The following is a 25,336-nucleotide window of genomic DNA, read 5'->3' as shown; positions in this document are numbered from 1 at the left end:
TTCAATGGCATCGTGTCACGGCGGCGGTCTTGGCCTTCGTGCTTGCCTTCTCGCTCGGGTTGCAGGGAAGCGTCGGCGCCGAGGCGTTGACCATCGCGGCGATGGCCAACACCAAGACCTACGACGTGCACGGCGACTTCCTGCTGGTGGGCAACGGCCTGCTGACCACCACCAGCAATGCAAAGAACGGTCAGACGCCCAGCAATCTCTTCAGCGGTAGCACCAGCGCGAGCGCCGAGAACGAGTACTACCCGATGACCTTCATCGACGTGGACTCCGACGCCAACACCTTCAACTCCAGTCGGGCCACGTACACCATCCCCGCCGGTGCAAAGGTAGTAGGTGCGAAACTCTACTGGTCCGGTGACCTTGGTCAGGTCAGGGGTCAAGCGGGGACCACCTGCTCCAGCTACGGCGCTGCCTCGAGCCCCGCAAAGTTGCCGCCCAGGGGTACTGCCAGCAGCCAGCAGGTCAGCGTCACCATCAATGGCGTGACAACCCAGTTCAGCCCGACGAACTACAAGACAGACTTGGGCAATGCCTCGCTGGGTTCAGGGCAGCCCTACTACTACTCCGCCAGCGCCGATCTGGTGGGTGAATTCGACGGTGTGGTGGGTACCGGTGCCGCGAGCACCATCACCGTCGGCAATGTCTGGGGTGCCGCTGGTTACAACTGCCACGTTGGTTGGGCCATGGAACTGGTCTATGACTACGGCGTCTATGACCCGACCCAGCCGAAGGCCTCGGTGCGACGCAAGATCTACCAGTTTGACGGATATGAACGAAAGTTCCTCAACGACTCCCCCACCACCATCAACCTCACGGGCCTGGAGCCCCAGGGCACGGGTGCGAAGATGGGCAGCATCGCGTACGAAGGCGACGCATCCATCGGGGGCGACTATGTCCGGTACAAGGACGTCACCTCCCCGGTCGCTAGTTTGGGTGAGAACTACTTCGTCGGCAGGGCTGAAGGTGCCGTTCCCTACGCTCCCTACACCGGCACCTTCCACAATGCCAATGTCGACGCCAAGACGGCCTCCCTGCCGAATCTGAAGACCGGCGACAGCTCGCTCATCATCGACTTGGGCACCTCCGGCGACTCCTACCTGCTGCAGCACCTCAGCGTCGCGGTACCCATGGCGGACATCGCGATCGTCAAGACCGCTGGCAATGGTGAGGAGAACCAGGCGATTGCGCCCGGAGCGCTGCCCAGCTTCCGCATGACCGTCTACAACTCGGGTTCGGCCCCCTTGAAGAACCTCAGCGTCGAGGATCCCTTGTCGCCGGGGTGCAATCGGACGACGGCACAGATGGCCACCATCCTGAGCGCGGCCGGCTACACGAACGGTCAGCTCCCGGAGGGTGCCTCGGTGCAGTACACCTGCAACGGTCCTGCCACGTCGACCACCTTCACCAATACGGCCAGTGTCGCGGGGCAGACCGTGGATGGTGCGGTGTTGCTGGACAAGTCCGACGTGGCCCAGGCCCAGGTGGCAACCTGGACCCTGACGAAGGCCCCCAAGACCCCGGACGTGAAGAAGGGCACCGACGCCACCTGGGTGATCAAGCTCACCAATACCGGTGGCGCGGACATCTACGACATCACCCTGAGCGACCCGTCGACGCCGGCGTGCAACAAGACCGTGCCGTTGCTGGAGAAGGGGCAGACCCTCGAATACGAGTGCAGCGCGACGGTGACCGGCACCACCACCAACACCATCAACGCCACCGGTACCGCCAAGGCCACCGAGAACGCCACGCTCACAGTGCCGATGACCGCCACCGCGAAGGGAACGGTCTACGTCAGTGAGATTGACGTCACCAAGACGGTGGACAAGGCCACCGTCGCAGTGGGCGAGCAGGCCACCTTCACCTTCGTCGTGAAGAACACCGGCACCGCCACCCTCAACACCGTCGCGTTGGATGACCCGAAGTTCCCCAGCTGCAACCAGGCCAATGTTGGCCCCTTGGCACCCGGGGCTTCGAAGACGGTCACCTGCACCGTCACCCCCTTCACCGCGGCCGCCGCCAGCGCCCTGACCAATACCGTCACGGCGACGGGCACCCCGCCGTCCGGCATCAAGGTCACCGACACCGCCCAGGTGGACGTCGGCAACAAGGCCCTCCAGCTGGTGAAGAAGGCGACCACCACCGACGTGAACGGCAACAGCCTGCTGGACGCCGGCGACACTGTGACCTACACCTTCACCGTCGCCAACACCGGCTCGCTGCCGCTGACCAAGGTGGTGGTGGCTGACCCGCTGCTCACCGGCCGGGCGATCACCTGCGTGCCGGACGCCCTGGAGCCGGGTGAGGTGTCCAACTGTTCCGTGGCGGAGACCCACACCGTCACCCAGGCCGACGTCGACGCCGGCACCCTGAAGAACACCGCCACCGCCACCGGTACGGCGCCGGACAACAGCACCACCACCGGCACCGCCTCGGTCACCCTCACCCCGGTGGCCCAGCCCGCCATCCAGCTGACCAAGACCGCCAACCGACCCACCGTCGATGCCGTTGGCCAGCAGGTGACCTACACCTTCACCGCTACCAACACCGGCAATGTCACCCTGAGCGGGGTTGCCCTCAGCGATCCATTGGCCGGCTTGTCCGCCCTGAGCTGCCGCAATGCCGCCGGCGCGGTGGCCCTCCCCACCAACCTGGCGCCCAAGGCCGTGCTCACCTGCACCGCCACCCGCAACGCCACCCAGGCCGACCTGAATGCTGGCACCGTGGTGAACACCGCCGGCATCAAGGGCACCGCCCCCAGCGGTACCACCGTGAGCGACACCGCCAGTGCCACTGTCGTTGCCACCCAGCGCAGGACCATGACGGTGACCAAGACCGCGGACAAGACCGAGTTCACGACCGTCGGTGAGGTCGTGAAGTACACCGTTGCCACCACGAACACCGGCAATGTGGTGCTCAACGGCGTCCAGATGACCGACTCGATGACTCGGCTGGCCAACCAGGCCTGCACCCCCAGCGCCCCGGCGCTCCTGCAGCCCGGCCAAACGCTGACCTGCACGGGAACCCTGACCGTCAACCAGGCCGACCTGGATGGTGGCGCCATCCTGAACACGGTCACCAGCAAGGCCAATCCGCCCAGCGGTGAACCGCTCACCGGAACGGCCCAGTTCGTGGTCACACCCAAGCCGTCCTCGGGCCTTGACCTGGTGAAGACGGCCAGCCGCCAGAGCATCACCGCAGCCGGGCAGTCGATCACGTACAACTTCACCGCCACGAACAGCGGCGCGAGCACCCTGAACAATGTACGGGTCACCGACCCGCTGCCCGGGCTCGTGATGGGCGCCTGCAGCCCGGCCGCCGGCAGCAGCCTGGTACCCGGCGCCAAGATGACCTGCTCCGCCACGTACACCGCCACCCAGGCCGACGTCGATGCCGGCAGGATCGTCAACACCGCCACCGCCACCGCCACCGACTCCCACGGGAATGATGTCTCGGGTCCGGGCACGGCCACCGTCATGGCCGCCTCCACCGGCGGCATCCAGCTCACCAAGACCGCCAACCCCAGCACCGTGGACACAGTCGGGCAACAGGTCACCTACACCTTCTTGGTGAAGAACACCGCCAACGTCACCCTCAACAGGCTGGCGCTGAGCGACAAGCTGGCCGGCCTGTCCGCGATCACCTGCACGCCCACCGCGCTGGGTGCATCGCTGGCGCCCGGTGCCACCACCACCTGCACGGCCACTCGCGCCACCACCCAGGCCGACCTGAACGCGGGGGCGGTGAACAACACCGCCACCGTCACCGGTACCACTCCGGCCGGGACCGCGGTCACCGACAACTCGACGGCCAAGGTGACCGCCACCCAGAACCCTGGCTTCAGCATCACCAAGACCGCCACTCCCCAGCAGGTCGTCAAGGCCGGGGACCGGATCAGTTACAGCATCGTGGTGGACAACAACGGCAATGTGGCGCTCACCAATCTGCGGCTGGCCGACCCGATGCTGGGCGGCATCACCTGCGCCCCCACCGCCCTGGGTGGCACGCTGACCCCTGGGGCCAGCACCACCTGCACCAGCAGCTACCCGGCCACGCAGACCGACATCAACGCCGGCACCATCAACAACACCGCGACGGCGACCCTCACCCCGCCCACCGGTACCGACCTGACCAGGGCCGCCTCCGAGGTGGTCACCACCCTGCAGAACCCGTCGCTGACGGTGAACAAGACCGGTTCCACCGCCACCTACGACGCGGTGAACGGCACCATCGACTACACCATCACGGCCACCAACGCCGGCAACGTGACCATGACCCAGGTCAACGTCACCGACACGATGTTCTCCGCCGGGCGCCTCAGTTGCACGCCCACCATGCCGGCCACCCTGCAGCCGGGCGGCGTGATCACCTGCAAGGCCACCCGGACCATCAGCCAGGCCGATCTGGACGCCGGCAAGCTGGTCAACACCGCCACCGCCACCGGCACCGCGAACGGCACCAGCTACACCGGGAGCGACAACTTCACCGCCACCGCCACCCAGAGGCCGGCCTTCACCCTGACCAAGACGCCCAACCCGGCCACCATCGCCGGCGCCGGTACCGCCATCGGTTACAGCATCGTGTTGACCAACTCGGGCACGGTGACCCTGAGCAATGCCCAGATCAGCGACCCGAAGCTCGGCTCCTTCACCAACTGCACCCCCGCCCTGGGATCCAAGTTGGCGCCCGGTGCCACGATGACGTGCACCGGTAGCTACACCAGCACCCAGACCGACGTGGATGCCGGCTCCATCCTGAACACCGCCACCGGCACCGCGGTCACACCCGGCAACGCGACGCTGACCAAGACCGCGCCGGCCGTGGTGAACGTCACCAGTGCCCCGGCCCTCACCCTGACCAAGAGTGCCGCACCCGCCCGCGTCGGCACCGTCGGCCAGGTGGTCACCTATTCCTTCCAGGTCACCAACACCGGTAATGTCACCGCCAACTCGCTGGCCATCACCGATGGGTTGTCCGGACTCTCCGCCATCAATTGCCCAGCCACCACCCTGGCACCGAAGGAGAGCACCACCTGCACCGCCACCCGGGCCACCACCCAGGCCGACCTGAACCTGGCCTCGGGCAAGATCGACAACACCGCGACCGCCACCGCCAAGGATCCCAAGGGCGCCGCCGTCACCTCCAACGCCTCCACGGCCACCGTGACCATCAACCAGACCCCCGGTCTGGGGGTCACGAAGACCGCCAATCCCACCACGGTGAAGGCCGTCGGGGACAAGGTGAACTTCACCATCGTGGTCACCAACTCCGGCAATGTGGACGCCACCGATGTCCGCGTCGCCGACAACCTGATCGACGCTGCCCAGGTCAACTGCACCCCGGCCCAGGGCAGCACCTTGGCGCCCAAGGCCACCATGACCTGCACCGCCACCCGGGCCACCACCCAGTCCGACCTGAATGCCGGACAGGCGATCAACACCGCGACGGTCACCGGAACGGCGCCCAATGGTTCCGCGATCCCGCCCGCCACCGCGAAGGCCACGGTCACCGCCACCCAGCTGCCGGCCATCACGCTGGACAAGACGTCAACCACCACTCTTGCCACGGCCGTCGGCCAGGCCATCGGGTACTCCTACCTGGTGACCAACACCGGCAACGTGAACCTCGGTTCGCTCAAGGTCACCGACCCTCACCAGGGCCTGAGCAACATCAACTGCAATGGCGTCAACAGCTTGGCGGTCGGGGCCAGCGTCACCTGCACCGCGACCTATTCAGCCACCCAGGCCGACATGAATGCCGGCGGCATCACCAACAACGCCAGGGTCACGGCAGAGAAGCCCGGCGGCAGCACCGCCAATGCCGCCGATGACGTCACGGCCACCGACTCCCTGGTGATCGCGACGGAGCAGCGGCCCGACCTGGGCTTTGCCAAGACGGCGAACCAGACCACGTATTCGGCCACCGGGCGCACCATCACCTACACCTTCTCCGCGGCGAACAGCGGCAATGTGGACATCACCAATGTGCAGATCAAGGATCCGCTGCCCGGCCTGACCGCCCTGACGTGCTCCCCGGCCCTGGGCTCGACCTTGGCGCCCCGAGGCACCATGAGCTGCTCGGCGACCTACGTCACCACCCAGGCGGACCTGGATGCGGGCAAGATCGTCAACACGGCGACGCTCTCCGGCCGGGCGCCCGATGGCAGCACCATCACCCGCACCGGTCAGGTCACCATCAACGGGTCGCTGGACTCCAAGCTCACCCTGAGCAAGACCCCCGAGCCGGCCCGCATCACCGCCGCGGGCTCGAAGATCACCTACACCTTCGTCGCCACCAATACCGGCAACTCCACCCTCAAGCAGATCAGCGTCACCGACACAGACCTGCCCGGGCTGAGTGCCATCACCTGTGACGCCACCACCCTGGCGCCCGGTGCCGAGACCACCTGCACCGCCAGCTACACCGCCACGCAGGCGGACGTGAACCGCGGGAACATCCCGAACTCCGCCACCGTCACCGGCGTCGACCCGACGGGCAAGCAAATCAGTGGCTCCGCGAACGCCACCGTGACCGTCACGCAGGCCCCGAAGCTGGCCATGGTGAAGACCGCCAGCCGCACCGGCATCGATGCCGTGGGCCAGCCGATCACCTACACCTTCCGGGTCACCAACAACGGCAATGTCACCATCAATGACCTGACCGTCACCGACGCGCTCCGGGGGATCTCCGCGCCCACCTGCCCCGTCAGCACCCTGGCGCCCGGCGCCAGCACCGACTGCACCGCGAACTACACCACCGTGCAGGCGGACCTGGACAATGGTGGGGTCACCAATGCCGCCACAGTCACCGGAACCACTGAAAGCAAGGCTACCGTCCCGCCGGCCACCGGCACCGTCACCGTCCCCGCCACCCAGACGGCCAAGGGCACATTCAGCAAGACTGCCAGCCCGCTGACCTACGGCCAGGTGGGCGACGAGGTCACCTACACCCTGCGCGTCACCAATACCGGCAATGTCACCGTCGGTGGCGTGCTGATCACCGATCCGGAGATCCGCAACCGGGTGGGCGCCCTGAACTGCAACATCTACAGCAGCTCCGGCACGCTGCTGCGCCCCGGCTCCGGTGCCGTCGCGCTGGCGCCGGGGGAGTACAAGGAGTGCCTGGCGACCGTCTCGGTCACCCAGGCGGACCTGAATGCCGGATCCATCACCAACGTCGCCCAGGTCAACGGCAAGAAGCCGGACGGCAGTCCGATGGGCCAACTGAGCGACAGTGCCGTCGTGACGGCCGACGCCCAGCCCGCCATGACCTTCCGGAAGACCTCCGACTCGCCGACGGTCTCCACGGTGGGCCAGCAGGTCGGCTACACCTTCGTGCTCACCAACACGGGCAATGTGGAGCTGACCAATGCCCGGATCAATGACCCGAAGATCCCGACGGCCAACCTGTCCTGCACCCCCGGCCTGGGGTCCACCCTGCAGCCCCGGACCTCGATGACCTGCACCGGCACCTACGCCGCCACCCAGGCCGATCTGGATGCGCGGAAGATCGTCAACGTGGCCACCGGTACCGCCACGGGCGCGGGCAAGCAGTTGAGCGCCACCGACACCAAGACCGTGGACGTGCAACTGAAGCCGGCCATCGCCTTGGCGAAGTCGGCCACGCCGAACCCCGTCGCCAAGGCGGGTGACGTGGCCACCTTCAACCTCGTCGTGACCAATACCGGCAACGTGACGCTGAGCGACATCGCGGTCACCGACCCGCTGGCCGGCCTGTCCGCCGTGACCTGCCCCGTGACCACCTTGGCTCCGGGCAAGGACACCACTTGCACGGCCACCATGACCCTCACCCAGGACCAGATCAACTCCGGCCAGGTGACCAACACCGCCTCGGTGACCGGCACCGACCCGGCCGGAACTGCGGTCACCAACACCGCCTCCGCGGTGCTGCGCACCAACCAGACCCCCACCCTGACCCTGGCCAAGTCGGCCACGCCCACCCAGGTGGCCAAGGCTGGTGACCCGGTGACCTACAGCTTCCTGGTGACCAATACCGGCAATGTCACCATCAATGACCTGGTGGTCAACGACCCGATGTTCACCCCCACCACGGTGGACTGCCCGGTCACCTCCCTGGCGCCGGGCGCGTCCACCACCTGCACCCGCGGCTGGAATGTGACCCAGGCCCAGGTTGACCAGCCCAGTTTCACCAACGTCGCCACCGCCACCGGCACGACCGCCAGCGGCGCCACGGTGCCGCCCGCGCAGGGCCAGGCCACCGTGACCACCGACCCGAAGCCGTCCTGGACCTTCGTCAAGACTGCCGACCACGACCAGGTCAACATCATTGGTGACACGGTGACGTACACCCTGACCGTCACCAATACCGGCAACGTGACGTTGAAGAACGTCTTCATGTCCGACCCCAAGGTGGCCAACCCGTCCACCAACATGCTCTTCGACTGCTATGTGCTCAACGCCGATGGCAGCCGTGCCACCGACGCCCCCGGCGCGATCGACCTGTTGCCCGGCCAGCAGAAGGTCTGCCACGGCGCCAAGACCTTCACCCAGCAGGACTTCGAGGTGCCGGACCCGAATGACGCCACGTCCGGCATCGACTGGCCCAATCAGGCCTATGTGAACGCCGTCACCCCCGATGGCACCAAGCTGCCCACGCTGAACTCCAGCCCGGCCGACGGTCAACCGGCCGGTCCGACCACGGTCTACCTGCACCCCAAACCCGATTTCGACATGGTCAAGACCGCCGATGCGCAGCGCTACTCCCGCGTCGGCCAGGTGATCAACTACACCATCCAGGCCACCAACTCCGGCAATGTCGAGCTGAACAATGTGGCCATCAGTGACAAGAAGCTGGCCGCCGCGAGCTTCCAGTGCTCGCCGGCGATGGGCTCCACCCTGCAGCCGAAACAGACCATGACCTGTTCCGGCTCCTACACCGTCACCCAGGCCGACATCGATGCCGGGTCCATCACCAATGAGGCCGTCGGGCACGGCACCGACAACCAGGGCGTGGTGCACGATGCCAGTGCCGCGGCCGTGTTGACCGTCGTCTACTTCGGCCAGGACGGCATGATGCTGGAGAAGATCCCCGAGCCCCGAACGGTGAGCAAGGCTGGCGACGTGGTCACCTACAGCTTCATCGTCACCAACCTGGGCACCGGCCAGATCAACGGCCTGACGGTGAGCGACCCGCTGATCACCAACTCCGGCGGCACCATCAGCTGCCCGGCCGCCATCCTGGCGGGTTCCCCCGATGCCACCCGGCCCAGCCAGTTGACCTGCACGGCCACCTACACCGCCACCCAGGCCGACATCGACAACAAGGGCTTCCCCAACACCGCCACGGCCACCGGCACCACCATCAATGGCGGCGTCACCAAGAACCTCAGCTCCGAGGCCTCCGCCCAGGTGCTGGCCAACCACGCCCCGTCGATGACCCTCACCAAGACCGCGAGCGTGCGCGACGGAGCGGTGGACACCGCGGGGGACCTGGTGGACTACACCTTCCTGGTCAAGAACACCGGCAATGTGGCGCTGAACAGCCTGGCGCTGACCGACGCCATGCCCGGAATCAGCGCGCCCAGTTGCCCGAAGACGGCGTTGCAGCCGAATGAGGAGATGACTTGCACCGCCACCCTGACCGTGAGCCAGGGGCAGCTGGACGGCGGCCAGATCACCAACCGCGCAGTGATCACCGGTCAGGATCTGGACGGCGAGCAGGCCATGGCCCAGGCCACCGCCACCGTGACCACCGCACCCAAGCCGGCGATCACCTTCGCCAAGACCGCCGACAAGCAGAACATCACGACGGTTGGTGAGGTGGTCACCTACACCTTCACCGGCACCAACACCGGCAATGTCACCCTCTACGGCTGGAAGCTGACCGACGGTCTGACCGATGCCGCCGGCAACAGCCGCCTGACCGCGGTCAACTGCCCGCCCGCCAGCAATGTGGCACCGGGCGAGTCCCGCGTCTGCACCGCGCAGCTGGTGGTCACCCAGGCCGACCTGGATGCCGGGTCACTGAACAACACCGCGACGGTCAGCACGGTGACTGCGGACGGCAAGCCCGGGCCCACGGGTACTGGGACGTGGACGCTCACGGCGACGGGAGATCCCAAGCTGGAGGTCACCAAGGATGTCGACCAGGCCGAGTACGCCACCGTTGGCCAGACGCTCAACTACTCCATCATGGTCAAGAACACCGGCAACTTGAGCGTGGCCAATGTGCAGTTGTCCGAGTCGCTCACCGAGGGGATGGGTGCGCTGAACTGCTCGCCCGGCATCGGCTCCACCCTGGCCAGCGGCCAGACCATGAACTGCACCATCAGCAAGACGGTCAGCCAGGCAGATCTCGACGCGCAGAGGATCACCAACGTGGCCACCGCCACCGGCACCACCAGCCAGGGCGCTCTGAGCCAGCCGAGCAATGAGGCCATCTCCACAGCCAAGCTGGCCCCGGCCATCAACGTCGTGAAGAATGCCAACCCGAAGTCGGCCGACACGGTGGGCACGGTGATCAACTACACCTTCGACGTCACAAACACCGGAAACGTCGCCCTCAACGGGCTCGCAATCACGGACCAGTTCACCAGCCTGGGGGGCGGCGCCACCCTCATGGTGACCTGTCCGCAGACCACGCTGGCCGCCGGTGCCACCACGCAGTGCACCGCCAGCCACACCCTCACCCAGGATGACATCGACGACGCCCGTCCCGCCGACGGCAAGGGGCTGGAGAACACCGCCACGGTGACGGCCACCGACGTCGCCGGCACCGTGGTCAACGCTTCCGACAGGACCGTCGTGCAGATCAACTTGGTCCCTGAGATCGAGCTGGACAAGACGGTGGTCAACAAGGCCACCAATGACGCCACCTTCTCGAAGGTCGGGGAGACGTTGGACTACACGATCCGGGTCACCAACACCGGCAATGTGAAGGTGATTGCCGGCCAGCTCACCGACCCGCTGTTGAAGAATGTCACCTGCGACGCCTATGAGCTGGAGCCGAACGCGGTCGCCACCTGTACCGGCAGCTATGTCGTCACCCAGAACGACCTTGACTACGGCCGGGTTCCGAACACCGCCACCGCCACCGCAACCGACACGGCGGGGACGCCGGTGCGTGACCAGGACACCGCCGAGGCCACCGCCGTCAAGAGTCCCGCCATCACCCTGGCCAAGTCGGCCGATCCGACCACCGTCGATGCGGTGGGCCAGCTGGTGACCTACACCATGGTGGCCACCAACAGCGGCAACACCACCCTCAGCCAGGTCTTCATCGAGGACAAGTTGCCTGGACTCAGCCTGCCGCTGCACTGCACCATCACCGAGGTCGACGGCAGCACCCGGCCCGGCTCCGGGCCGATTTCCCTGGCGCCCGGTGAGATCAAGACCTGCACTGCAACCCGGTTGGCCACCCAGGGCGACCTCGACTCCGGTCAGGTGACCAATACCGCCTCGGTCACCGCGGGGGAGCTGGACAAGCCGGTCACCGCCCAGGCCACCGTGCGCGCCACGCAGCGCGCCCAGCTGACCACCACCAAGACCGTGGACCGGCAGACCTATGCGACCGTCGGTGAGGTGCTGACGTACACCATCGGGGTCACCAACACCGGCAACACCTCGGTCAGCAATGTGCAACTGGCCGAATCCATCCCCGTTGAGGGAACGGTCTGTGATCCGGCGCTGGGTTCCACCTTGACGTCGGGCGCTGTGATGCACTGCACCGTGAAGCACACCGTCACCCAGGCGGACCTGGACGCCGGCAGCATCAACAATGTGGCCACCGCCTCCGGCAAGGATCCCAATGGCGCCACCGTCGAGGATCCCTCGGACCCGGCCATCTCCACCGCCCAGCTGGACCCCACGCTCACCGTCACCAAGACCGGCACACCCAGCACCGTCAATGCCGCCGGGCAGACGATCACGTGGGAGTTCGTGGTGCGCAACACCGGCAACGCCACCCTGTACGACGTCACGCTTGTGGACCAGAAGCCGAACCTGTCGGCGATCACCTGCCCCGGAGCCAGCGCGCCCTACACCCTGGCCCCGGGCAAGGAACTGACCTGCCAGGCCAGCTATGTGGTCACCCAGGACGACATCGACCAGGCCAATGCGGCGGCCACACCTCCCGTCGGCGTCGCGAACCACGTCGACGTGACCGCGCACGACGTGAACAACAAGCAGGCCACCGGCAGCGCCGACGCCCAGGTCACCGTGAAGCACGAACCGGCCATCACGCTGGACAAGACGGTCAGCCCCGACACCTTCACCGGGCCTGAGCAGGAGTTCACCTACACCTTCGTGATCACCAACACCGGCAATGTGATGCTGAAGGGCATCACCCTGACCGATCCACTGCCACGGATGGGGACCTTCACCTGTGACCGGGACCTGGCCACCGCCGAGCTGGAGGTGGGTCAGAAGATCACCTGCACCGCCACGCGCACCGCGCTGCAGACCGGCGTGGACCTGGGCAAGATCACCAACACCGCCACCGTCACCGCAGTCGACGCGGACGGCGGGATCTTCGTCAACGACTCCGACGACGCGGTGGTCACCGCCACCCAGACGCCGGACATGACCCTGGCCAAGCGCGCCGACCGGACCACCGTGGCCGCCGTGGGTGACGTGATCACCTACACGCTGACCATGAAGAACACCGGCAATGTCACCCTGAACAATGTCATGATCGAGGACCCGAAGGTGGATGCGGGCAGTTACAACTGCTCCGTGCTCGACGCCAATGGCGCCCAGGTCAGCGGCTCCAGCACCGCCGGGGTCGAGCCCGGTGGGCAGAAGATCTGCACCGCCACCCACACCACCACCCAGGCCGACCTGGATGCCGGCAGCGTGGTGAACACCGCCGTCGTCAATGCCGCCGGCCCGGGCGGAGCACTGCCCGCGGAACCGTCCAATGAGGTGGTCGTCGAGGCCATCCAGGGCGCCGGGATCAAGCTGGTCAAGAGCGCCACGCCGACCCGCGTCGCGACCGCCGGTGACACCGTCTCCTACACCTTCACCATCACCAACACCGGCACCACCAGCCTGAACAACATCCAGCTCACCGATCCGCTGCCGGGGATGTCGCCCCTCGACTGCGACCTGCCGCTGGGTGGCAGCCTGGCACCGGCCGCCGAGATGCACTGCACCGCCAGCCGCCAGGTGACCGAGCCGGAGATGAACCAGGACACCATCGTCAACACCGCCACGGCCACCGGCACCAGCCCCGGCCCCAAGGGCGGGCCGGTGACCTCCCAGAGCACTGCCACCGTGATCCCGGTGCACCGCCCGTCGCTGGCGCTCGCCAAGACCCATGACGTGGCCTCCGTGACCAAAGCCGGTGACCCGGTGACCTACACCTTCACCGTCACCAACAGCGGCAATGTGGCGGTGGACCAGATCGCCGTCGACGACCCGCTGCTGGGCGCCAGCCCGATCACCTGCCAGGCCACCCGCCTGGCGGTGGGCGACAGCACCACCTGCTCCGGCAAGTACACCGCCACCCAGGCCGACGTCGACGCAGGCCGCATCCTCAACACCGCCACCGTCACCGGCGTCGACACCCTTGGTGGGGACCCGGTGACCCCCGGCAAGGCCTCCGACGAGGTACCGGTGACCCAGACCCATGGTCTGGCCATCACCAAGACCGCCGTCAGCCCAGGGCCGCTGAAGCTGGGTGACCCCGGTGAGTTCAAGATTGTTGCCACCAACACCGGCTCCACCACCATCACCGATGTCACGGTGACCGAGGATGACTTCCTCTACCCGGGTGTGACGTTGACCTGTCTGCCCGCCCAGGGTGCCAGCCTCGCGCCGCAGCAGAGCATGACCTGCAAGGCCATCCGGATCACCGACCAGGACGCCATCGACTTCGGCGTGCTGGACAACCGGGCCGCCGTCAGCGGCGCCGACCCGAACGGCAACCCGGTGCAGGCCACCTCCGAGGTGGCGGAGATTCCCACCGAACAGGGAACGCTGACGCTGGGCTTCACCAAGACCCCGTCGGTCACCACGGTCAACCAGGTGGGCCAGCAGGTCACCTACACCATGGTGGGCAAGAACACCGGAACCAAGACCCTCTATGGTGCCAACATCACCGACGAGAGCCTGCCCGGCCTGTCGGCGCTCAACTGTGACTTCGAGGCCGACAGTTCCCTGCGGCCCGGACAGACCTTCACCTGCACCGCCAACTACACCGTGACGCAGGCCGACCTGGACCGCGGCACCATCCAGAACACCGCACTGCTGGACGGCTACGAGGCCACCAGTGACGCCTACGACCACAGGGAGCTGAAGGCGCCCGCCACCGTCACGGCCGCGGCGGCTCCCAAGCTGACCCTGGCCAAGACCGCCGACCACACAACGGTCTCCGCGGCTGGCGAGCCGGTGGTCTACACGCTGAGCCTGCGCAATGACGGCAATGTCACCGCCAAGGGCGCCACCATCGCCGACCAACTGCCCAACTTGGGCGCGCTGAGCTGCACCCGGGCCGACGGCTCCGTCGTCACCCTGCCGGCCGAGCTGGCGCCAGGTGAGGGCATCACGTGCCAGGCGGGCTACACCACTGTCCAGGCCGACATGGACAAGGGCAGCATCATCAACAACGCCCTGGCCACCGCCAGCGCCCCGTCGGGCGCGGCGATCACCTCCAACCCGGCCAGCACCACGGTCATCACCGAGAACCGGACCGGCCTGCAGGTGGCCAAGACCTCCGCCACGACGCTGATCCGCCAGGCGGGTGAAAAGGTGCCCTTCACCATCACCGCCAAGAACACCGGCAATGTCTCCTTCACCAATGTCCAGGTGGCCGATTCCCTCCCGCTGGACGGGCCGCTGACCTGTACCCCGGTCATGGGATCCACCCTGGCGCCGCAGCAGACCATGACCTGCACGGGCAGCTACACCGTGACCCACACCGACCTGATGCAGACCGGCATCACCAATGTCGCCACCGTCACCGGAACCGACCCCCAGGGCAATGTCGAGTCGAGGGAGGGGTCGGTCAACGTCCCGGCCGTGTACAACCCGAAGCTGGAGTTCACCAAGTCCGTCCAGGCGCCCGCCAACTGGGGAGTCGGGGACACCTTGAACTACACCTTCCACGTGCAGAATGTGGGCAACATCGAGGCCTACTACATCAATGCCGTGGACACCATGGCCGACCTGTCCGCCATCACCTGCACGGTGGACGGCACCAACATCGATGTCCCGCAGAACTTCAACGTGGCCATGAAGCCCGGCATGGGCGCCACCTGCAAGGCCACCTACACGATCAAGCAGTCCGACGTCGACCGTGGCGTGGTCAACAACACCGCCACGCTCAATGCCAAGGAGGAGGATGGACATGCCTTCCCCACGGAGGTGGCCTCTGCCCATACGGAGAGCACGCACACCGCATCGATCGCCTTGGACAAGCACGCCTCGGTGACCCAGGTCACCACGGTTGGCCAGAAGGTGGACTACTTCTTCGACATCACCAACACCGGTGAGTTGACCGTCTCCGGCGGCCAGATCGTCGACGAGCTGCCCGGGCTGTCCGGGATCACCTGTGACGCATATGGGCTGGAGCCCGGTGGCGTCGCGCACTGCAAGGCCGACTACGTGGTCACCCAGGAGGATCTGGACCGGGGGTACCTGGACAACACCGCCACGATCCAGGCTCGCGACCCGCAGGGCAACACCGTGGGCCCGATCAGTGACACCAATCACATCGTGGCAGTCGGCACCCCCGCACTGACCCTGGTCAAGGACTCCAAGAGCTCCCAGGTGGTCAAGGCCGGTGAGGTTCTGCAGTTCACCATCGTGGTCACCAATTCCGGCACCGTCTCCGCGCACGACGTACAGGTGGACGACCCGAACACCACGCTCACCGGCTGTGACCTGAAGGCCCCCGTGGCCCTGGCGCCCGGTGCCAGCATGAACTGCACCGTGAACTACACCGTCACCCAGGACGACATCAACCGCGGTCAGGTGCTCAACGTGGCCACCGCCACCGGTCTGGACCCGGCCAACAAGCCGATCCCACCGGCCCAGGGCAGCAAGACGGTGCCCGCGCTGCGCAATTCCCAGGTTGACCTGGTCAAGAGCGCCAGTCCCGCCATCTACTCCACCGTGGGACAGGAGATCACCTACACCTTCACCACCACCAACTCCGGCAACACGTCGGTGCAGGGCGTGACCGTCACCGACCCGATCGACGGGCTCTCCGCGCTGAGCTGCACGCCGGCGGCGGGGGCCACCCTGGACCCGGGCCAGCAGCAGACCTGCACGGCCACCCGCGCCATCACCCAGGCGGACCTGGATGCGGGCAGCGTGCCGAACACCGCGACGGTGCACGCCGAGAATGTCGGCGGCAACCCGGCCGATCCGGCCGACAACCTGACCGACACCGCCGATGCCACGATCACCGGCGAGAACAAGCCCGGTCTGAGCCTGGCCAAGCAGGCCGACAAGCAGAACGTCACGACGCTGACCGATGTGATCACCTACACCTTCGTCGCCAAGAACACCGGCAACGTCACCATCCACGACGTGGTGGTCTCCGACCCGAAGACCGGCCAGGGCATGACCCCGATCCAGTGCCCGAAGACGGAGCTGGCTCCGCAGGAGTCCATGACCTGCACCGCCACCTTCACCCCGGCCCAGATCGACCTGGACCGCGGCAGCATCCCCAACACCGCCACGGTGGCCGGTCTCGACCCGACCGGCTCGGCCGTCAAGCCCGGGGAGGGTTCCACCACGGTCGGCGTCACCCAGAAGCCGGCCTTTGGGCTGGCCAAGACGGCGGACCACACGCTGGTCACCACCGCGGGCGAGCGGGTGCTCTACACCTTCATCGGCACCAACAACGGCACCGTCACCCTGCATGATGTGACCATCAGCGATCCGCTGCCCAACCTGGAGCCGATGGACTGCTACCCGCGGATGCCCGCCACGCTGCCGCCGGGCGAGAAGCTGGTCTGCCGCGCCTACTACTCCGTCACCCAGGCGGACCTGGACGCCGGTTCGGTCACCAACACCGCCACCATGAACGGCCTCGACCCGAAGGACAAGCCGCTGGCTCCGGTGACCGACGACGAGATCATCCACACCGTGCCGTCGGACACCACCATGTCGCTGACCAAGAACGCCGACGCCACCGAGATCACGGCGCCCGGACAGGTGGTCAAGTACACCTTCGAGATCGGCAATGTGGGCAACCAGAGCACCGCCGACGTGGTGCTCAGCGACGAACTGGCCGGACTGGGCCCGATCACCTGTCTGGATGATGACGGTGTCTCCCACCCCATGCCCGAGAACGGGGTTCCGCTCACCCTGGCCCCCGGGCAGAAGCGGGTGTGCACGGCCAGTTACACGGTCACCCAGGCCGACATCGACCGCGGCGAGCTGTACAACGTCGCCACCCTCAATGCCAACCTGGGCGGCAAGGCGATCACCCCGCTGCGCGCGGACAAGCGCCTGCTGGGTACCCAGAAGCCGGGCCTGACGGTGGCCAAGACCAGCTCCGTGCAGACCATCACGGCGGCCGGCCAGCCGGTTCGCTACACCTTCACCCTGAGCAATGGCGGCAATGTCACGGCCCGCAACCTGAGCCTGACCGACCCGCTGGTCGGCCTGACCAACCACGCCTGCACCATCGACGGCACCGTGGTGCCGGTGACGGTGAACGGGGCCACGGTGACGCTGACCGGTGCCAGCCTGGCGCCCCAGCAGCAGGCCGTCTGCACCGCCGACTACGTCACCACCCAGGCCGACATTGACCGCGGCAGCTTGAGCAATGCCGTGGTGGTCAATGGCAACGACCCGGGCGACAAGCCGCTCACGGGCAAGGACAAGGTGGACATCCCGGCCAAGCCGGCCAGCGGCGTCAGCTTCACCAAGACCGCGGACAAGCCGGTGGTGAAGCCCGGCGAGGTGCTCACCTACACCTTCACCATGACCAACAATGGCCAGGTCAGTGCCACCATCAGCTCCCTGACCGACCAGCTGGTGGGCCTGTCCACGCCGACCTGTGACAAGGCGCTGCCCGTCGTGCTGGCACCGCAGGAGAGCAATGTCTGCCACGCCAGCTACCCCGTCTGGCAGCAGGACGCCGAGGTGGGCACCGTCACCAATGGCGCCTACATCAAGGCCAGTGACCCGCTGGGCGTCGAAATCCCGACTCCCGTGGCCAGCGTCGTGACCCCGGTCACGCCCAGCCCGGCCGCCACCCTGACCAAGGACGGCAGCCTGGTGGACAGCAATGGCGACGGCACCGGCACCGTCGGGGAGACCATCAACTACACCCTCGTCGTCACCAACACCGGTGACGTCACCCTCAAGGGCGCGGTGCTGGCCGATCCGCTGCTGCCGGCCCTGACCTGCAGCCCGGCCCAGAGCGAACAGTTGGCGCCCAAGGCCACCCGCACCTGCACCGGTGCCCACGTGATCACCCAGGACGAGGCCGCCAGTGGCAATGTGCACAATGAGGCCACCCTCAGCGGCCCGCAGCTGGCCACGCCGGTCACCGCCACCCATGACCAGCCCACCGGGGTGACCCCCGCCCTGAAGCTGGACAAGAGCGCCAGCCTGGTGGACACCAATGGTGACAAACTGGGCACCGTCGGGGAGACGATCAATTACACGATCATCGCCCGCAACACCGGTGATGCCGTGCTCACCAATGTCACCGTCAGTGATCCGATGCTGCCCGACCTGACCTGCACCCCGGCGCAGGACCAGCCGATCGGCGTCGACGAGTTCCGCACCTGCACCGGCTCCCACGTGATCACCGAGGCCGACGTGCTGGCCGGCAGCGTGAAGAATGTCGCCACCGGAAAGTCCCCGCAGCTGCCCCAGGACTCGACGTCGAACGAGACCGAGGTCAAGACCAAGGCGAATGCGCACGCCCAGTTCGTGAAGAGCGCCGCGCTGGCCGACACGAACAATGACGGTGTCGGCACCGTGGGGGAGACGATCAACTACACGATCATCACCACCAATGACGGTGACGTCACGCTGACCGGCCTCTCGGTCACCGACCCGATGCTGCCGAACCTGACCTGCACCCCGCTGCAGACCGCCCCGCTGCCCGTTGGGCAGGTGCGCACCTGCACCGGCACGTACGTGGTCACCCAGGCTGACGTCGAGGCAGGGCCGGTGCTCAACACCGCGACCCTGTCCGGCCCGCAGGTGTCGACGGTGACCTCCACCGCCACCGTGCCCACCGGCGGCAATCCCGACGCCAGCATCAAGAAGAGCCACGTGCTGGCCGACACCAATGGCGACGGCTTCGGCACTGTCGGGGAAACGGTGAACTACACCGTCACCGTGACCAACACCGGCGACGTTCGCCTGACCGACCTCACGGTCAATGACCCGATGCTGCCCGCCCTGACCTGCACCCCGGCGCAGGACCAGCCGCTGGATCCCGGAGCGGTGCGCACCTGCACCGGCAGCCACGTGATCACCTCGGCCGATGCCGAGGCGGGCCAGGTCACCAATGTGGCCACCGTCAGCGGACCGCAGGTGCCCGTCGAACCGTCGGATCCCGACGTGGTCAAGGTGACTCCGAAGCCGTCCGCCTCGTTCACCAAGGTCCCCAGCCTGGCCGACACCAATGGTGACGGTGTGGGCACCGTCGGGGAGACCATCACCTACACCCTGACCGTGACCAATACCGGTGACGTCGAGCTGCGCAACCTGCAGCTGACCGATCCCATGCTTCCCCGCCTGACCTGCACTCCGGCCGAGTCCGAGGCGCTGGCCGTCGGCGGCGTGCGCACCTGCACTGGTGTGCACCTGGTGACCGAGGCCGACGTGGTGGCCGGTGCGGTGAACAACACCGCGACGCTGGCCGGGCCGCAGCTGCCCGCCCCGCTGACCGACAGCGCGACGGTGCCCACCGGGGCCAACCCGAAGGCCACCGTGACCAAGGACCACCAGCTGGCCGACACGAACAACGACGGTGTCGGCACCCCGGGTGAGACGGTCACCTACTTCGTCCGGATCACCAATACCGGCGACGTGCCCCTGACCCAGATGACGGTCAAGGATCCGATGCCCGGCCTGGCGCTGACCTGTGATCCGACGTTGGACCAGCCGCTGGCCGTGGGCGCGGTGCGCACCTGCACCGGCACCCACGTGATCACCGCTGCCGAGGCGGCCGCGGGTTCGGTGAGGAATGTGGTGTCCGTCACCGCTCCCGGCCTGCCGGAGAATCCGTCGGATGACGACGAGGTGATCACCAGGCAGAATCCCAATGCCACGCTGGCCAAGACCGCTGAACTGCCCGGTGGGGCAACGGTGGCGCACGTCGGCGACCCGATCACGTACACGATCACCTTGACCAACACCGGCGACGTGCCGTTGACCGATGCGATGGTCTCCGACCCGATGCTGACCGATCTGGTGTGCACTCCGGCGCAGGACCAGCCGATCGAGGTGGGTGGCAAGCGGGTCTGCACCGGCACCCATGTGGTGACGGCCGACGATGCTCTGAATGGCCTGGTGAAGAACATTGCCAGCGCCACCAGCTCCACCACCGGCAAGATCCCGGATGCCGAGCACACCGAGCTGGTGGAATCCCGCCCGGATGCCAGCATCAACAAGGTGGCCACGTTGGATGACACCAATGCCAACGGCGTGGGCAATGTGGGGGAGAGCATCCGCTACACCATCACGCTGACCAATACCGGCGACGTCCCGCTGAGCGATGTGGTGATCAACGACCCGATGCTGCCGCAGCTGACCTGCACCCCGGCACTGACCGAGCGCGTCCCCGTCGCCGGTCAGGTCATCTGCACCGGCTCCCACGTGATCATCGAGGCCGACGCCGAGGCGGGTGCGGTGAACAACACCGTCGTCGCGAAGGTGCCGAATCTCCCGAATGGTCCGAAGGACTCGGAGATCGTGCCCACCGAGCCGAAGCCCGCGGTGGACTTCGACAAGCGGGCCGATCTGGTGGACAGCAATGCCGACGGCGTCGGCACCGTCGGCGAGACGATCAACTACACGCTCACCATCCGCAACACCGGTGATGTGGCGCTGACCAAGCTGGCGATCGACGACCCGATGCTGCCCCAGCTGGTGTGCGTGCCCGCGATGAGCGAGCCGCTCGCCAAGGGGGCGGTGCGCACCTGCACCGGCAGCCATGTGGTGACCCAGGTCGATGCCCTGGCCGGCTCCGTGGTGAACACGGCCACGCTGACCAGCCCGCAGGTCCCCGGCATCCCGCCCAGGACCGCGGTGGTGCCGACCCGGCCCAATGCCAGCCTGACGCTCACCAAGTCGCCGAACCTGGCCGACACCGACGGCGACGGTTACGGCTCGGTGGGGGAGACCATCGCCTACACCGTGACCGTCACCAACAATGGCGACGTGGCGCTGGATGACCTGACGGTCGCCGATCCGCTGCTGACCGACCTCACCTGCGCCACCACCGGGCCGCTGCAGCCCGGCGAGACCCGCAGCTGCACCGGCAACCACGTGGTGACCGAGGCGGATGCCGTGGCCGGTCAGGTGGTCAACACCGCCCATGCCACCAGCAGCCACACCGGCAAGGTGCCGTCGCCGACCGTCGTCGTCAAGACCAGGCCGAAGCCCGGCAGCACCTTGGTGAAGTCGGTCTCCGACGCCAATGGTGACGGGATCGGCCAGGTGGGCGAGACGCTGACCTACACGCTGACCCTGACCAACCGGGGCGACGTGCCGTTGGTCGACGCCGTGATCACCGACCCGATGCTGGGTGACTCGCTGACCTGCACCCCGGCGCAGGACCAGCCGCTGCCCGCGGGCGCGGTGCGCACCTGCACCGGCACACACGTGGTGACCGAGGAAGAAGCGCTGGCCGGTTCCATCCGGAATGTCGCCACGCTGCACGTGCCCGGTCGGCCGGACCAGCCGGCCGACGCGATCATCACGACCAACCCGGCCAAGAGCGCGACCATCAGTAAGAAGGCCGAGCTTCAGGACACCAACGGCGACAAGCTGGGCCAGCCCGGCGAGGTGGTCAACTACACGATCACCGTCACCAACACCGGTGACGTCACCCTGACCGGCCTCAAGGTCAACGACCCGATGCTGCCCAGCCTGGCCTGCACCCCGGCCGAGTCCGAGCCGCTGCCCGCCAAGGCGGTGCGGATCTGCACCGGTTCCCACACCATCACCGAGGACGAGGCCAGGGCCGGATCGCTGAGGAATGTGGCCACCCTGACCGGTGGCGACATCCCCGACCCGGGTCCGGCCAGCGGGGAGGTGCCCACCGCGGCCAACCCGAAGGCCACCGTGGTCAAGGACCACCAGCTGGCCGACACCAATGGTGACGGCGTGGGCTCGGCCGGTGAGGTCGTGACCTACATCATCCGGATCACCAACACCGGCAATGTGGCGCTGCGCAACATGACGGTCAAGGACCCGATGCCCGGCCTGGCGCTGACCTGTGATCCGACGTTGGACCAGCCGCTGGCCGTGGGCGCGGTGCGCACCTGCACCGGCACCCACGTGATCACCGCTGCCGAGGCGGCCGCGGGTTCGGTGAGGAATGTGGTGACCGTGACCACTCCGGACCTGCCCCAGAATCCGACGGATGAGGACACCGTCATCACGAAGCCCAACCCGAAGGCGACGCTGGTCAAGACCGCCGAGCTGCCCGGTGGGGCGACGGTGGCGCACGTCGGCGACCCGATCACGTACACGATCACCTTGACCAACACCGGCGACGTGCCGTTGACCGATGCGATGGTCTCCGACCCGATGCTGACCGATCTGGTGTGCACTCCGACGCAGGACCAGCCGATCGAGGTGGGTGGCAAGCGGGTCTGCACCGGCACCCATGTGGTGACGGCCGACGATGCTCTGAATGGCCTGGTGAAGAACATTGCCAGCGCCACCAGCTCCACCACCGGCAAGATCCCGGATGCCGAGAAGATCGTCACCGTGATCCCGCGGCCGGACGCCGAGGTGGTCAAGCAGGGCGTGCTGGACGACACCAATGGTGACAAGGTCGGCAGCCTGGGTGAGACGATCAACTACACCATCACCGTGACCAACACGGGCGACGTGCCGCTGACCAAGGTCACCGTCATCGACCCGATGCTGCCCCAGCTCAGCTGCACCCCGGCGCAGGACCAGCCCATCCCGGTGGGCGGATCCCGAGTCTGCACCGGTGCGCATGTGATCACGCTGGCCGATGTCCAGGCTGGTTCAGTGGCCAATGTGGCCACCGCCACCGGCCCGCAGTGGCCGCATGACCCGACCGGCTCGACGATCATCCCGACCGACCCGAAGCGCGACGTGGACATCAAGAAGTCCGCCGAGCTGCAGGACACCAATGGTGACGGTCTGGGCCAGGCGGGTGAGGTGGTGAAGTACACCATCACCGTCACCAACATCGGCCAGATCGTGCTCAATGGTCTGGTGGTCAGTGACCCGTTGCTGCCCAACCTGACCTGCACCCCGGCGCAGGACCAGCCGCTGCCGATCGGCGCGGTCCGGACCTGCACCGGTGAGCACACCATCACGGAGGCGGAGGCTGCCAGCGGCAAGCTGCGCAACACCGCCACCGTGAGGGGCCCCGGCATCGATCCGCACGACAGTTCGGTGGATCTGGACACCTCCGTGATCCCGACGCCGACGCCCACCCCGGTTGAGACGCCGACGCCGACTCCGGTTGAGACGCCGACTCCGGTTGAGACGCCGACGCCTACGCCGACGCCGGTTGAGACGCCGACGCCGACTCCGGTTGAGACGCCGACGCCTACGCCGACGCCGGTTGAGACGCCGACTCCGGTTGAGACGCCTACGCCTACGCCGACGCCGACTCCGGTGGAGACGCCTACGCCGACGCCCGTCGAGACCCCGAGTGACACCCCGTCGCCGACGCCGGTCCAGACGCCGACGCCGCCCGTGGTGCCGCCGACGACCCCGGCTCCCAGCGTGACCCCGACACCGCCGGCGGTGCCGCCGACCCAGCCGCCGTCGACCCAGGCGCCCACCCCGGTTCCGACGTCGAGCAACCCGACGGCACCGGCCCCGGCCAACCCGACCGTCCAGCCGACCAACCCGGCCCCGCAGCCGGTGGTCCGTCCGGTGCCGCCCACGGCTCCGGTGGCCAACACCGGTTCGAATGTCTCACCGTGGATGCTCGTTCTGGGCTTGCTCTCCACGCTGGCTGGCATCATGCTGATTGCACGAAAGAACAAGGAGAACTCGTGACCACTTCCCCCAACCTCCCCCTGGCCGGGCGCGGCCTGGCGGTGCTGGCCTGCGCCACCGTCGCCCTCGGCGGCCTGGCCGGCTGTTCCAACAAGGACGGCGAGGCCGAGGCCAGCCCGTCGGCGACGGCACCCACCGTCGCGTCCGCACCGCTGCCCAAGGAGCCCACCTTCAACAAGACCCCCGTAGGGGCCGTCTCCGACGTCAAGGTCACCGAGTGCGGCCTGGAGAAGGGCAACCAGACCGCCAAGCTGGAGCTGGTGAACTCGGCCAAGAAGCCGCGGGACTACTCGATCATGGTGATCTGGCTCAAGAATGACTCCGGCACCCCGCTGGGCTCCGGTCTGGTGAAGCAGGCGGCCGCGGCCCCGGGCAAGAAGGTTGCCCTGACCGCCAAGGGCAAGCTTGTTGACAAGGCCGATCGCTGCGTCCTGCGGGTGCTCGCGGGAGACCTCAAGTAGTGGCATCCGCCACGCGCGGTGCCACCCGGGTCGGCCGGCGTCGTCGATGGACGCCGTCGCGCTGGCTCGGGTTGGTGCTGCTGCTCGTCGGCCTGGGCATTCTGGGCTGGGCAGGCTGGCAGTTCTTCGGCACCAACATCGCCGCCCGCAAGGCCGCCACCCAGCAGAGCCAGGCGCTGCGCTCGGAATGGAAGGCCGCCGGCAAGCCAGCCGCCCCGGCCAGTCCGACGGCGGCGCCCGTTGCCGGTGGGGATGGGATGGCGCTGCTGCGCATCCCGGATCTGGGCGCCAGCTACGAGTGGCCGATCCTGGCCGGCACCGACGCCGAGGTGCTGGGCAAGAGCGTCGGTTGGTATGAGAAGACCGCCCGGCCGGGCCAGGTGGGCAATTTTGCCATTGCCGGTCACCGGGTGACCCACGGCGAACCCTTCCGTCGCCTGCTGGAGCTCAAGCAGGGCTCGGAGGTGGTGGTGGAGACCCAGACGGCCATCTACACCTACCTGCTGGACAAGGCTCCATCGGAGTTGACCGTGCAGGACACCGACGGTTGGGTGCTGGACCCGGTTCCGGGGAAACCCAGCGCCACCCCCACCCGCGCGCTGATCACCATGACCACCTGCCAGGACCTCTTCCATTCCAGCGACCGCTCCGTGGCCTTCGGCCATCTGGTCAAGACCGAGAAGAAGTAGT

The 25,336-nt window shown here is 67.3% G+C and carries 3 protein-coding genes; all 3 read left to right on the top strand.

All coding sequences use genetic code 11. The features are described from left to right. The first annotated feature begins 38 nt into the window (after window positions 1-38). From AAEX57_RS10975 to AAEX57_RS10965, 3 genes are read left to right on the top strand one after another with little or no spacing between them, the layout of a single operon-like run. The gene (locus AAEX57_RS10975) at window positions 39-24,185 is read left to right on the top strand and encodes a DUF7507 domain-containing protein (RefSeq protein WP_342092216.1); all 24,147 of its coding nucleotides are present in this window, start codon (window positions 39-41) and stop codon (window positions 24,183-24,185) included. Continuing rightward, entirely contained in the window at window positions 24,182-24,646 is a 465-nt protein-coding gene (locus tag AAEX57_RS10970; RefSeq protein WP_342092144.1) for a hypothetical protein, read from the top strand. Before AAEX57_RS10975 ends, AAEX57_RS10970 begins: the two co-directional genes overlap by 4 nt. Beyond that, window positions 24,646-25,335, top strand: coding sequence for a class E sortase (locus AAEX57_RS10965; RefSeq protein ID WP_342092145.1), 690 nt, complete (start codon window positions 24,646-24,648; stop codon window positions 25,333-25,335). The genes AAEX57_RS10970 and AAEX57_RS10965 overlap by 1 nt, the downstream gene beginning before the upstream one ends. Window position 25,336: the final 1 nt, after the last annotated feature.

The sequence above is a fragment of the Luteococcus sp. H91 genome (assembly GCF_038433135.1).
Taxonomy (GTDB): Bacteria; Actinomycetota; Actinomycetes; order Propionibacteriales; family Propionibacteriaceae; genus Luteococcus.
This window is presented reverse-complemented; position numbering and strand designations above follow the sequence as displayed.